We start from the raw sequence: 13,061 nt of genomic DNA, 5'->3' as shown, positions 1-13,061 counted from the left end.
GGTGTATGTACCGGAGACATGGTGGACACATGTTCGGGGACATGGTGGACGGTTTTCAAATCCGCTTACCTGATACAACGGTCTGTTGAATCAAGTCAATTCGGGCAATGCGATGTCTGCTCCAGTAGACATCGTAGATGCCATCTTCTGTCGTTCCCCTGATCGCTATCAGCTCCCCGATGAAGGCCTTTCCGATCAGGAATTGGCTGCTTCTCCAGTACATCTCGCCATTGCCCTGAACTTTCCTGACCAAATCTCCTTCCGCGTACTCCAGGACAGGCCGGGTCTCTTGGTATTCAAGCGGGCTACTGCTGTAGCGGCTCGCTGGAACCCCCATTCCCAAGGCTTGATGCGGGCGCTTCTGATTGTAAGTTTCTCGCCAGATATCGAAGGCTTTTTGTGCTCCGACGAGATCGATAAAGCACTGACTCTGCAGAACTTCGGCCTTCAAGCTGCGATGGAATCGCTCAATCTTGCCCTGAGTTTGTGGATGGTAGGGCCGGGAGTGGCTGACCCGGATGCCCTGTCTCATCAGCCAGACTTCCAGGGCGGTGTAGACCCCGGTTTGGTCACCCCATGGCGAACCGTTATCCATGGTCATGCGTTGCGGCAGACCGTATCGGCGAAACACTCCAACAAGCTGTTCTTCCACGGTTTGGCGTTGTTGATTGGCGCAAGCGGCGATGCACAACGAGAAGCGGGAATGGTCATCCAATATCGTCAAAGGGTGGCAGCGGCCATGACGCATACCGACGTGTCCCTTGAAGTCCATCTGCCACAAATCATTGGGTGCGTCATGCTCGAAACGGATGAACGGTTTGATCTCGGCGGCCTTTGGATCAACGCGCGAATGACGCTGTAAAACCGCATGCACGGTGCTGACGGAAGGCATCACTAAACCCTTGTCTTCCAGCACGCGTTTGAGCTTGCGAGCGCCCCAAGCCGCGTACTCCTGACTCACGTTCAGAATCTGCTTCTCCACCTCGTCAGCACAACGTTTGGGTGACGTCTTCGGTCGTCGTGACTGATTGTTCAGACCCTCGGCCCCTGATTTTTCAAACCTGCTGAGCCATTTGTAGGCAGTGCTTGGGCTGATGTTGAATCGACGGCAAAGCTGCCGAACATTGGCCCCTTCTTGCCGAGCCAAAAGCACGAATTCTGTACGTAGCTGCACGGTAGACACCTCTTCCCAAGACACAGGCCATCTCCTTCGCGATGAGCAATGTGTCTATTTAAAAGTGTCCACCATGTCTCCGAACACCTGTCCACTATGTCTCCGGTACATACACCGGGAGAGGGCTAGGGTGAGGGGGCTCTCACGGATGTATCCGACAGCTAGACTGCCCACTCACCCCTTTCCAAAGATCCTTCCAACATCCGTTTTGGAAAGATCATTTAGTCAGGCGAGAAGATTTCAGTTTTGCAGATACTGATCCTGCGACTTGATGAAAGCGTCAAATTCCGGCGAGTTATAAATTTCCAGACAAGAATAGAAAACTATATTTTTACCAGTCTGTTTGCTGGTCGATGATTTTTTGAGGTATGCGTCTGCCATGTATTTCTCTGTCTCGGCATACGGATCATGCGTGACCTCCAGCGTGTCCTCATTCTGAACAATGGTGTGCAGGCCTTTGCCCATGAACGAGTAGGCTCCGGCGGACAGTCCGATGTCTTTTTCCAGTGCAGATTGTTCTTTGAATGGCGCCAGGATGCAGTAGCTCAAACCGTAGTTCTTCAGATTCTGGCGTGCCTGTTCGGTGTGTTCTTCGCCAGCGAAGGCGTGTAATGAGCCCGGCAGGCAAAGGAGGGCAATGATCCGGCAATACATGATTTTCAGACTTCCTGTCAGGTGGTTGCGGCCAGTGTAGCGCCGGGAACGCCCACTCAGCCCCCAACCCCTGACTTGCCGCCCGGTAAAAGGTAAACTTCACGGCCCTCGCAGGAGCAGCCATGAATTATCGTCACGCCTTCCATGCCGGCAATCACGCCGATGTGTTCAAACACCTGACCTTGACCCGCCTCATCGCCCTGATGTCGCGCAAGGAGCAGCCGTTTGCCTATCTCGACAGCCACGCCGGCATCGGTCTGTATGACCTGCAGGGTGATCAGGCCAACCGTACCGGCGAGTACCTGGAAGGCATCGCGCGGTTGTGGGATCAGCCGGATCTGCCGGCGCTGACCGCCGACTATATGAAGGTGCTGCACGAGATGAACCCGGACGGCCAGCTGCGCTATTACCCGGGCTCGCCGGAGCTGGCGCGGCGTCTGACCCGACCGCAGGACCGGGTGATGCTCAACGAGAAGCACCCTGAAGACGGCGTGCAGCTCAAGGAGAACATGGCCGGCGATCGTCGGGTGAAGGTGCATCTGGGCGAGGGCTGGCATGTTGCCCGCGCGATGCTGCCGGTGCAGGAGAAGCGCGCGGTGATGTTGATTGATCCGCCGTTCGAACAGCTCGATGAAATGCAGCGTTGTGCGGCGTCGATGAAAGAGGCCATTGGCCGGATGCGCCAGACCGTGGCTGCGATCTGGTATCCGGTGAAGGATCAGCGCGCATTGCGTCGTTTCTATCAGGATCTGGCCGGCACCGGTGCGCCGAAACTGCTGCGGGTCGAGCTGCTCGTGCATCCACTGGACACGCCGAACAGCCTGAACGGCTCTGGCCTGGCGATTGCCAATCCGCCGTGGGGGCTGGAGGAAGAATTGCGTGAGCTACTGCCGTGGCTGTCCAAAAAGCTTGGGCAAACCCAGGGTGGGTGGCAGATGGATTGGTTGATCGCCGAGAGCTGATCACTGACCGATCGTTCCCACGCGGAGCGTGGGAACGATCAGTGGTCGCGGTCAGTTACCCGCCAGACTCGGTGGCATGCAAACACCCGTGCCGCCAATCCCGCAGTAGCCTTCCGGATTTTTCGCCAGATACTGCTGGTGATAGGCCTCGGCGAAGTAAACGGTCGGCGCCTGTTCAATCTCGGTGCTGATTTCACCCAGACCCGCCTTCGACAGTTCGGCCTGATAAACAGCTTTGCTCTTCAACGCTGCCTCCAGTTGCTCCGGATGGGTCGCGTAGATCACCGAACGGTACTGGGTGCCGATGTCATTGCCCTGGCGCATGCCCTGCGTCGGGTTGTGCAATTCCCAGAACATCGCCAGCAGCTCTTCGTAGCTGACCTTGGCCTTGTCGAACACCACCAGCACCACTTCAGCGTGGCCGGTCAGGCCCGAGCAGACTTCTTCGTAGGTCGGGTTCGGCGTGTAACCGCCGGCGTAACCGACCACGGTGCTGACCACGCCTTCACGCTGCCAGAAGCGGCGCTCGGCACCCCAGAAGCAGCCCAGGCCGAAAATCGCGAAGTCGACGTCCTGAAAGAACGGGCCCAGCAACGGCGTTTCGGTGAAAACAAAGTGTTTTTCAGGCAGGGCCATCGGGGTTTCGCGGCCAGGCAGAGCTTGTTCTTTAGTCGGTAGCACGTTTTTGTTCACCAGAATTTCCGAGCGCAGAACCATGATCGTTCCTCTCAGTCAGGATGGGATGTAAAAAGTCTGACCGCCAGTGTGCCCAATGATGCCCCGTTAATCACTAGGCAAAATGTGCGGGTACTGTCTTGGGATTTACAGGCAGAGCGGGCCGCGCGGATAGCGCTTGAGCGCCTGGATCAGCTCGGCGCCCGGAATCGGCCGGTCGAACAGGTAGCCCTGGCCGACGTCGCAGCGGTGGCGACGCAGGAACGCCAGTTGCTCGGCAGTCTCGATGCCTTCGGCGACGACCTTGAGTTTCAGGTTGTGGGCCATGGCGATCACGGCGGAGGTGATTTCCATATCGTCCTGGTTGTCCGGGATTTCATGGATGAAGCTGCGATCGATCTTGATGATGTCGATCGGGAATTTTTTCAGGTAGCTGAGCGACGAGTAACCGGTGCCGAAGTCGTCCATCGCCAAGGTCAGGCCCAGGCGCTTGAGCTGGTCGAGCTGCAAGTGGGTGTCTTCGGTCGCTTCCAGCAGCAGGCCTTCGGTCAGTTCCAGCTCCAGCAGATTGGCCGGCAGCGCTTCTTCCTTGAGGATGTTGGCGATGGAGGCCACCAGATCCGGGTCGGAGAACTGCTTGGGCGAAAGGTTGATCGCCACTTGCAGATTGCCCATGCCGGCAGCAGTCAGAGCCTTGCTCATGCGACAGGCCTGACGGGCGATCCACTTGCCGATCGGAATGATCAGGCCGGTTTCCTCGGCGACGCTGATGAACTGGTCCGGGCGAATCATGCCGCGCTCCGGGTGGTTCCAGCGCAGCAATGCTTCCATGCCGAGCAGGCGACCGCTGCGCAGGCACAGCTTCGGCTGATAGAACACGTCCAGCTCGTTCTGGGTCAGGGCCCGGCGCAGGTTGTTCTCGACGAACAGTTTGTAGCTGGCCTCGGCGTTCAGCGCTTCGGTGAACACCTGGACCTGATGTTTGCCGTTGGCCTTGGCCTTGTGCAGAGCGAGGCCGGCGTTGCGCATCAGGGTCTGCGGGTCGCGGCCGTGCAGTGGCGCGCAGGCCAGGCCCACGGAGCCGGTGACGCTGATCAACTGGTTGTCGACGAACATCGGTTTATCCAGCGTCGCCAGCAATTGGTTGGCGATCTGCTGCCCGGTGGCAAGGTCTGTGTCGTCGAGCAACACTGCGAACTCGTTACTGGCGAACCGCGCCAGACTGCCGCTCGGGCTCAGGCTGTTACGCAGGCGCCGGGCCAGGCTGATCAACAGTTTGTCGCCGGTCTGGTGGCCGAGGCTGTCGTTGATCCGCTTGAAGTTGTCGATGTCCACCAGCAGCAGGCTGATCGGGGTATCGCTATCCCGGGCGAAGCGTTCATCCAGATTGCGGATAAATGCAGGCCGGTTGCCGAGGTTGGTCAGGTTGTCGGTGTAGGCCAGGCGCTCGATGCGCTGCTGCGCCAGTTTGGTCTGGGTGATGTCTTCGTAGATGCCGATGTAGTGCGTCAGCTCACGGTTGTCGCCGTAGACCTTGGAGATCGACAACTGGCCCCAGTAGGGTTCGAGGTTCTTGCGGCGGCTCTTGAATTCGCCCTGCCAACTGTTGCTCTTGGCCAGTGCCGACGGCGCGTCGAACAGCAACTCGCTGAGGTTTTCCAGGGCCGGCAGCTCCGACAGGCGCTGGCCGTGGACTTCCTCGGTGGTGTACTGGGTGATCGCGGTGAAGCTCGGGTTGACGTACTCGACCACGCCGTCGCAGTTGACCAGCAAAAAGGCGTTGGCGCTTTGCTCGACCGCACGCTGGAACAGGTGCAGCGCGCTGGTGGCGGTGCGGCGGTTGTGATTGTTGATGACCTGGGCGAACTGGTCGGCCAGTTCACCGGCAAAAGCGATTTCGTCGGACTGCCAGGCGCGGGTGACGCCGGTCTGCTCCAGGCACAGCACGCCGACCACTTGGCCGTCGACGCGGATGCTGGCGTCGAGCATGGCGTTGACGTCACGCGGGCGCAGGGCTTCGGCCATTTCCCGGGTACGCGGGTCGCGCATCGCGTTGTGCGCGTCGATGGCGCGGCTGCCGTGCAACGCGTCCATGTAATCGGGGAAGCCGCTGACGTCGATCACCTCCGGCAGGATGTATTCCTGGGTGGCGCGGTGGTACGCCGAGATCGGCACCAGCTTCTGGCCTTCAAGGTTCCACAGACTGGCGCAGTCGATTTCGTAGATATCGCAGGCGCAGCGGGTAATCAGTTCGGCGGCTTCTTGCAGGGAGTTCTGGCTGCTGTAACGCTGGCGGGCCAGCAGCAGGATCAGGTCCTGCTGGGCGCGCACCCGCTCCAGATGTTGCAGCTGTTCCTGCTGGGCACGCTGGTTGAGTTCAAGGGCGATTTGCAGGCGTGAATTCTGGGTTTCCAGATCGACGGAGGGCAACGTCGGCGCTTCGTCGAATACATCGTCGACCGCCAGCAGGTAACCGCGCAGCAAGTGGCGGTTGTGCTGTTTGTAGGCTTCACCGAGTTCAAGAATGCTCAACGCGCCGGCGGCGGTGTGCAGGGTATAGCGCACCAGGTAATGCGGGCTTTGGCCGAGTTGTTGCTGGATCGCATCATGCAGTTGATAGCGCGCTTCGGGCTCCATCAGGCTGGCGTAGGGCGAGCCGACCAGGGCGCAGAGCTCGACGGCGGGCTGGCCGAACTGGCGTTCACAGTTGGGATCGAGAAACAGCATCGCCCAGCTGGCTTCATTCAGGCGCTCGAAACGCAGCATGCCGAGCCGCGAGGGCACAGGCAACTGCGTCACTACCTCGGCCACCATACGGCTGGCGGCATCGGGTTGGCTCTTCATGAAGGGAACTCGCTTGGAAATTTGCTGAACGCGCCGGGCTCTCGCCCTCTTTACTGTTGCCTGCGGCAAGGTTGCATCATTGCGGCACCGACTGACAAGAGACATGAAGGCCAAGTGCTATAAGAATATGTCGGCTGCAGTGAACATTTCTCCAGCACTTGCCGGAAACTAATGCTATTAAGCGCGGAGATGGCCGTTCCAGAGCCTTCGGCCATCCGGAACGGTCGTGCCGCTGGATTTCATCGCAGCGGAATATCGATGGATTGCAGGTGCCTGCCATCCCGGTCGTGATAGTTGACCTGGATCCGTCCGGCCTCGACCACCATGTGCGCAAAGTTGTCCTGGCTGATGACTTGGCTGGTCAGTTCGTGCCGGTATTCGCCTGCCTCGGTCTGCGCCAGCGGCTGGTCGAGCATGAAGGTCGCGGCGGTGGCGTAGGGCAGCAATTTGCTGTTGCTCAGCGGCGAAGATACGACGGTGTGTACCTCGAAGTCCGGGTCTTCGCTGTGGCTCAGGCGACTGGTCAGCGAGCCATGCACATCGCCGGAAATGAACACGACGTTCCTGAGCCGATGCCAGCGGATGGTTTCCAGCAGGCGCAGGCGCTGTTCGGGGAAGCCTGCCCAGGCATCATCGCCGTTCATTTTGCGGTCGGGGTAGAACATGACACTGGTGACCACGAACTTGACCCTCGCCGGGCTCTTCACCAGCCAATTGCACAAGGCTTGTTCCTGTTCTTCATCGAGGATGCGGCGGTTCTCGGCCGACAAGTTGCGGCGAGTTCGACTGTCCGTTACAAACCATTCGATATCGCCGTCGCTGAATTGATACCAGTAGTGTTTCAGTGAAGTACGGTCGATTGTGCCGTTAGTTGTTGCGGAGTAAGCCGGGCTATGACTGACTTGATAGAGTTCGTAAGCCTTCATCGCATTGCTGAACAGTATTTCATCGGACTCGTTGGCGTTCATTGGCCAGTTATCTTCTATTTCATGATCATCTAGAATCATGTAAGTCGAAGTCTCCGACATCAGTCGTCGAATATTGGGCAGGGAAAACGCCGTACGATACTTTGCGATGAACTCTTCATAGCCGCGATCCGGTGCGAACAGGTTCAAATCATCAGCGTAGATTTGATCGCCACACATCATGATGGCGCTGATCGCCGGTTGTGCGCCTTCGATCAATTGACTGATCGACGCGAAAATCCGGTCGCCCAGATGCGGAAGAACCGGGATGCCGGCGGTCATGCGCAAGTAGCGGCAGGAACCGAGGATATAAGCGCGCGGCTGCAAGGGCTGATGGCTGCGGGTGCGCAGGCGATACGTTTCCCGTGGCCATTGCAGCGGTAACTCCGCCACGCTATCCACACTGTGGACGGGACTCATCGGGCTGAACCAGCCGGTCTGGTATTCGTAGTCGGTGTCGTCCTGCAAATGATCGAGCACCAGCACTTCAGTCATGTCGCGGGTCGAATCCAGTTTTACAAACTGGCCCGTCTGCCATTGTTTCGAATCCAATATCCGATAGCGAATGCCGGCAAATACGGCAGCGTTATGCTGCAGTCCGCCGCGAATAAAGATCCGCACCTGATTAGTTGTCGTGTAGCCAATGATCGGGCCGACAGTAGGTTTCAGCATGTTCGAGTCCATTCGAATAAATGTTGGTGATTGATAAAGTTACCCGGCTGGTTGGTGCAACTTTGATGCGCCAAGGTTAGTTGCCTGTTGCTGAAAAATATCGACAGGAAGTGGACTCGAGTCGTGGCTTATATCAGCGCAAGTTGTGGGAAAAGTTCGGGCGACAGTTATTTCAGGCAAAAAAAAGCCCCGCCAAACTGACGGGGTTGAGGTACGAGCGTGTGGCGCTCGAAAACGTGGAACACGATCGGCCCTCCGTTGCCGGAGGGCCGAGCGCTTTACAGCAGGATGGTGCGGATGTCCGCCAGCAGGTCGCTCAGACGCTTGGTGAAGCGTGCAGCAGCGGCGCCGTTGATCACACGGTGATCATAGGACAGCGACAGTGGCAGCATCAGTTTCGGCTGGAAGGCTTTGCCGTCCCAGACTGGCTGGATGGTTGCCTTGGAAACACCGAGGATCGCCACTTCCGGCGCGTTGACGATCGGCGTGAAGCCGGTGCCGCCAATGTGGCCGAGGCTGGAAATGGTGAAGCAGGCGCCTTGCATCTCGTCCGACGAGAGCTTTTTGGTCCGGGCTTTTTCCGCCAGGGAAGCGGCCTCGGCGGCCAGTTGCAGCAGGCTCTTCTGGTCGACGTTCTTGATGACCGGTACCAGCAGGCCATCCGGGGTGTCGACGGCGAAGCCGATGTTCACGTATTTCTTGCGGATGATCGCCTTGCCGCTTGGTGCCAGCGAGCTGTTGAAGTCCGGCAGTTCCTTGAGCAGGTGTGCGCAGGACTTGAGCAGCAGCGGCAGGATGGTCAGCTTGACGCCGGCCTTCTCTGCGACAGCTTTCTGTGCGGTGCGGAACGCTTCCAGCTCGGTGATATCCGCCGAGTCGAATTGCGTTACGTGCGGCACGTTCAGCCAGCTGCGGTGCAGGTTGGCAGCACCGACCTGCATCAGGCGGGTCATCGGCACTTCTTCGATTTCGCCGAAACGGCTGAAGTCGACGACCGGAATCGGCGGGATGCCCGCGCCACCGGTTGCGCCAGCGGCAGCGGCCGGTGCTTCCTTGGCCTTCTGCATCATGGCTTTGACGTAAACCTGCACGTCTTCTTTCAGGATGCGACCGTGCGGACCGCTGGCGCCGACAGCACTCAGTTCGACGCCGAACTCGCGAGCCAGTTGACGCACGGCAGGGCCGGCGTGAACTTTGGCGCCTGGCTTGGCTGGCGCAGCAACCGGAGCGGCAGCAGCAGGTGCAGCGGCAGCCGGAGCAGCAGCGGCCGGCGCCGGAGCGCTCGGAGCAGCAGCGGCAGCTGGAGCCGGGGCAGCAGCTGGAGCGGCACCTTTGACTTTCAGCTTGAGGATCAGGTCGCCGGTGCCGACTTCGTCGTCCAGCTTGATGGAAACGCTTTCCACCACGCCAGCGGCAGGCGACGGGATTTCCATGCTCGCCTTGTCGGATTCCAGGGTGATCAGCGACTGGTCGGCTTCAACGCTGTCGCCAGCCTTGACCAGCACTTCGATGATCTTGGCCTTGCCGGCCGAACCGATGTCCGGAACGTGGATGTCCTGAACGCTGTCGGCAACCGGTGCAGCTGGCGCGGCGGCCGGTGCTGGTGCAGCCGCAGCGGCCGGAGCAGCAGCCTGGGCCGGAGCGGCAGCAGCAGGGGCCGCAGCACCCGCCACTTCCAGATCCAGGATCAGGTCGCCGGTGCCGACTTCGTCGTTCAACTTGACGCTGATGGCCTTGACCACGCCAGCGGCAGGCGACGGGATTTCCATGCTCGCCTTGTCGGATTCCAGGGTGATCAGCGACTGATCAGCCTCGACGGTGTCGCCGACCTTGACCTGGATCTCGATGATCTGGGCCTTGCCCGACGAACCGATGTCCGGCACGTGCACTTGCTGAACCGAAGCGGCAGCAGGGGCAGCAGCTGGAGCAGCCGGTGCAGGAGCGGCAGCCGGTGCAGCTTCAGCCTTGGCGGCAGGCGCAGCAGCCGGAGCAGGGGCCGCAGCTGCGGCACCCTCGACTTCCAGTTCCAGCAGTTCGTCGCCTTCTTTCAGGCGATCGCCCAGCTTCACTTTCAGGCTCTTGATGACGCCAGCCTTTGGGGCCGGCACTTCCATGCTGGCCTTGTCCGATTCCAGGGTCAGGATGCTCTGGTCGGCTTCGATACGGTCGCCGACCTTCACAAACAGTTCGATTACTTCACCTTCACCGCTGCCGATGTCAGGTACGCGAATGAGTTCGCTCACAGAGTTTCTCCTCAGCAGTCCAGTGGGTTGCGTTTTTCCGGGTCGATGCCGAACTTGGTGATGGCCTCGGCCACGACTTTAGGTTCGATATCACCACGGTCAGCCAGTGCTTCCAGGGCTGCCAACACCACGAAATGACGGTCGACTTCGAAGAAATGACGCAGTTTCTTGCGGCTGTCGCTGCGGCCGAAACCGTCGGTGCCCAGGACTTTGAATTCCTTGGACGGTACCCACTGACGGATCTGCTCGGCGAACAGTTTCATGTAGTCGGTAGACGCGATGACCGGACCCTTACGGCCGCTCAGGCATTCTTCGACGTAGCTGCGCTTAGGCTTCTGGCCAGGTTTCAGACGGTTGCTGCGCTCTACGGCCAGGCCGTCGCGACGCAGTTCGTTGAAGCTGGTGACGCTCCACACATCGGCGCCGATGTTGAACTCTTCACGCAGAATCTTCGCCGCTTCACGGACTTCACGCAGGATGGTGCCGGAGCCCATCAGCTGTACGTGGTGCGCCGCATCGCGGGTGTCTTCTTCCAGCAGGTACATGCCTTTCTTGATGCCTTCTTCGGCACCGGCCGGCATGGCTGGCTGCTGGTAGGACTCGTTCATCACGGTGATGTAATAGAAGATGTCCTGTTGCTCTTCGGTCATCTTCTTCATGCCGTCCTGAATGATCACCGCCAGCTCGTAGCCGTAGGTCGGATCGTAGGTGCGGCAGTTCGGGATGGTGGCAGCCAGCAGGTGGCTGTGACCGTCTTCGTGCTGCAGACCTTCACCGTTCAGGGTGGTACGGCCGGCGGTGCCGCCGATCAGGAAGCCACGGGTACGGCTGTCGCCAGCGGCCCATGCCAGATCGCCGATACGCTGGAAGCCGAACATCGAGTAGAAGATGTAGAACGGCAGCATTGGCTGGTTGTGGCTGGAGTACGAAGTACCGGCGGCGATGAAGGAACTCATGGCGCCTGCTTCGTTGATGCCTTCTTCAAGGATCTGACCTTTCTGGTCTTCCTTGTAGAACATCACCTGGTCTTTATCGACTGGCTCGTAGAGCTGGCCGACGGACGAGTAGATGCCCAGCTGACGGAACATGCCTTCCATACCGAAGGTACGGGCTTCGTCCGGGATGATCGGAACGATGCGCGGGCCGATTTCCTTGTCCTTGACCAGTTGCGCGAGGATCCGCACGAACGCCATGGTGGTGGAAATTTCACGGTCGCCGGAACCGTCGAGGATCGCCTTGAGGGTGTCCAGATCCGGAGTCGGTACGCTGAAGCTCTGTGCACGACGCTGAGGCACGAAACCGCCCAGTGCGGCACGACGCTCGGCCAGGTAACGGGCTTCGGCGCTGTTTGGCTCCGGCTTGAAGAACGGCAGGTTTTCCAGCTCTTCGTCTTTCACCGGGATGTCGAAGCGGTCGCGGAACAGCTTCAGGCTGTCGACGTCGACTTTCTTGGTGTTGTGCGCGGTGTTCTTCGCTTCGCCCGCACCGGTACCGTAACCCTTGATGGTCTTGGCCAGGACGACGGTCGGTTGTTCTTTGTGGTTGACCGCTTCGTGGTACGCCGCGTACACCTTGTACGGGTCGTGGCCGCCACGGTTGAGTTTCCAGATCTCGTCGTCGGACAGATCAGCAACCATCGCCTTGAGTTCTGGCGTGTTGAAGAAGTGTTCACGAACGAACGCGCCGTCTTTGGCTTTGTAGTTCTGGTACTCGCCGTCGATGACTTCGTCCATGCGACGTTGCAGGATGCCGTCGACGTCTTTTGCCAGCAGTGGATCCCAGAAACGGCCCCAGATGACTTTGGTCACGTTCCACTGAGCACCGCGGAACACGCCTTCGAGTTCCTGGATGATCTTGCCGTTGCCGCGAACCGGGCCGTCGAGGCGCTGCAGGTTGCAGTTGATGACGAAGATCAGGTTGTCCAGCTTCTCGCGGCCGGCCAGGGAAATGGCGCCCAGGGATTCCGGCTCGTCGCACTCGCCGTCGCCCAGGAAGCACCAGACTTTCTGTTTGCCCGGCTGGATGAAGCCGCGGTGTTCCAGGTACTTCATGAAGCGAGCCTGGTAGATCGCCTGGATCGGGCCCAGACCCATCGAAACGGTCGGGAACTGCCAGAAGTCAGGCATCAGCCAAGGGTGCGGGTAGGACGACAGGCCCTGACCGTCGACTTCCTGGCGGAAGTTGTTCATCTGGTCTTCGGTGATGCGGCCTTCCATGAATGCACGGGCGTAAACGCCTGGCGAGGTGTGGCCCTGGAAGTAGATCAGGTCGCCGCCGTGTTCGTCGGTCGGGGCCTGGAAGAAGTAGTTGAAGCCGATGTCGTACAGGGTCGCACTGGAAGCGAAGCTGGAGATGTGACCACCCAGGTCAGAATCTTTCAGGTTCGTACGCATTACCATGGCCATCGCGTTCCAGCGTACCAGCGAGCGAATGCGGCGTTCCATGAACAGGTCGCCAGGCATGCGTGCTTCGTGGGTAACGGGGATCGTGTTGCGGTAAGGCGTGGTGATGGCGTAAGGGAGCTGCGAACCGCTGCGGGTCGCCAGTTCACCCATACGGGTCATCAGATAGTGAGCACGGTCTTCGCCTTCTTTGTCGAGAACCGATTCCAGGGCGTCCAGCCATTCCTGGGTTTCGACGGGATCGAGGTCTTGCATGGCTTGCTCCAGGGCGGAAAGGCTTCCAGAATCGGTTGCCTGAGTTTGCGACTGGCCTTGTGGGCAGACGATTTAAAATTCTTGGATTGCCGACAGGTTGTTCCGGCGGCGTGTAGTTTTACTACAAATCATCCGGCATTTCAGCCTTTCGAATGTATAGACGAGTAGTAAAACTACAGATGAAAGGCTTGTGGCCTCCGGCTGCGTTGTGAGAA

Annotated in this window: 8 protein-coding genes; 1 reads left to right on the top strand and 7 read right to left on the bottom strand. The window is 59.3% G+C overall.

The annotated features are described in order from the left end of the window. Positions 1 to 55: 55 nt before the first annotated feature. Together GQX66_RS28490 and GQX66_RS28485 are read right to left on the bottom strand one after the other, a co-directional pair. Positions 56 to 1,198 carry an IS481 family transposase gene (locus GQX66_RS28490; RefSeq protein WP_085746414.1) on the bottom strand — a complete coding sequence of 381 codons (1,143 nt, stop codon included), beginning with the start codon at positions 1,196 to 1,198 and terminating at the stop codon, positions 56 to 58. A gap of 216 nt (positions 1,199 to 1,414) precedes the next feature. Further along, positions 1,415 to 1,828 (bottom strand): type VI secretion system amidase immunity protein Tai4, encoded by a 414-nt coding sequence (locus tag GQX66_RS28485; RefSeq protein ID WP_240872121.1) that lies wholly within the window; start codon positions 1,826 to 1,828, stop codon positions 1,415 to 1,417. Between the two features lie 122 nt (positions 1,829 to 1,950). Between GQX66_RS28485 and rlmJ the strand changes: the two genes are divergently transcribed. After that, positions 1,951 to 2,790, top strand: coding sequence for a 23S rRNA (adenine(2030)-N(6))-methyltransferase RlmJ (rlmJ, locus tag GQX66_RS28480; protein WP_085746455.1), 840 nt, complete (start codon positions 1,951 to 1,953; stop codon positions 2,788 to 2,790). A 51-nt stretch (positions 2,791 to 2,841) separates the two neighbouring features. Here the strand turns inward: rlmJ and msrA are convergent, their stop codons facing one another. From msrA to aceE, 5 genes are all read right to left on the bottom strand, one after another. Continuing rightward, the gene (msrA, locus tag GQX66_RS28475; protein WP_074689601.1) at positions 2,842 to 3,507 is read right to left on the bottom strand and encodes a peptide-methionine (S)-S-oxide reductase MsrA; all 666 of its coding nucleotides are present in this window, start codon (positions 3,505 to 3,507) and stop codon (positions 2,842 to 2,844) included. Between the two features lie 105 nt (positions 3,508 to 3,612). Continuing rightward, complete coding sequence (locus GQX66_RS28470) at positions 3,613 to 6,309, bottom strand: GGDEF and EAL domain-containing protein (RefSeq protein WP_102686819.1); 2,697 nt, start codon at positions 6,307 to 6,309, stop codon at positions 3,613 to 3,615. A 239-nt stretch (positions 6,310 to 6,548) separates the two neighbouring features. Then, entirely contained in the window at positions 6,549 to 7,946 is a 1,398-nt protein-coding gene (locus GQX66_RS28465) for an alkaline phosphatase D family protein (RefSeq protein WP_240872120.1), read from the bottom strand. Between the two features lie 278 nt (positions 7,947 to 8,224). After that, positions 8,225 to 10,189 (bottom strand): dihydrolipoyllysine-residue acetyltransferase, encoded by a 1,965-nt coding sequence (gene aceF, locus GQX66_RS28460; protein ID WP_240872119.1) that lies wholly within the window; start codon positions 10,187 to 10,189, stop codon positions 8,225 to 8,227. Positions 10,190 to 10,200: 11 nt separating this feature from the next. Beyond that, the gene (gene aceE, locus GQX66_RS28455) at positions 10,201 to 12,846 is read right to left on the bottom strand and encodes a pyruvate dehydrogenase (acetyl-transferring), homodimeric type (protein WP_240872118.1); all 2,646 of its coding nucleotides are present in this window, start codon (positions 12,844 to 12,846) and stop codon (positions 10,201 to 10,203) included. Positions 12,847 to 13,061 lie beyond the last annotated feature (215 nt).

It is taken from the genome of Pseudomonas sp. B707, from assembly GCF_022496685.1.
Taxonomy (GTDB): domain Bacteria; phylum Pseudomonadota; class Gammaproteobacteria; order Pseudomonadales; family Pseudomonadaceae; genus Aquipseudomonas; species Aquipseudomonas paraglycinae.
Note: the sequence above shows the minus strand (reverse complement) of the source record. Positions and strands in the feature narration are given on the sequence as shown.

What these genes read in the sequence shown, in the direction of transcription:
- GQX66_RS28485 (WP_240872121.1), bottom strand. Translation starts at nt 1,828, where the DNA reads ATGTATTGCCGGATCATTGCCCTCCTTTGCCTGCCGGGCTCATTACAC.
- GQX66_RS28470 (WP_102686819.1), bottom strand. Translation starts at nt 6,309, where the DNA reads ATGAAGAGCCAACCCGATGCCGCCAGCCGTATGGTGGCCGAGGTAGTG.
- msrA (WP_074689601.1), bottom strand. Translation starts at nt 3,507, where the DNA reads ATGGTTCTGCGCTCGGAAATTCTGGTGAACAAAAACGTGCTACCGACT.
- rlmJ (WP_085746455.1), top strand. Translation starts at nt 1,951, where the DNA reads ATGAATTATCGTCACGCCTTCCATGCCGGCAATCACGCCGATGTGTTC.
- GQX66_RS28465 (WP_240872120.1), bottom strand. Translation starts at nt 7,946, where the DNA reads ATGCTGAAACCTACTGTCGGCCCGATCATTGGCTACACGACAACTAAT.
- aceE (WP_240872118.1), bottom strand. Translation starts at nt 12,846, where the DNA reads ATGCAAGACCTCGATCCCGTCGAAACCCAGGAATGGCTGGACGCCCTG.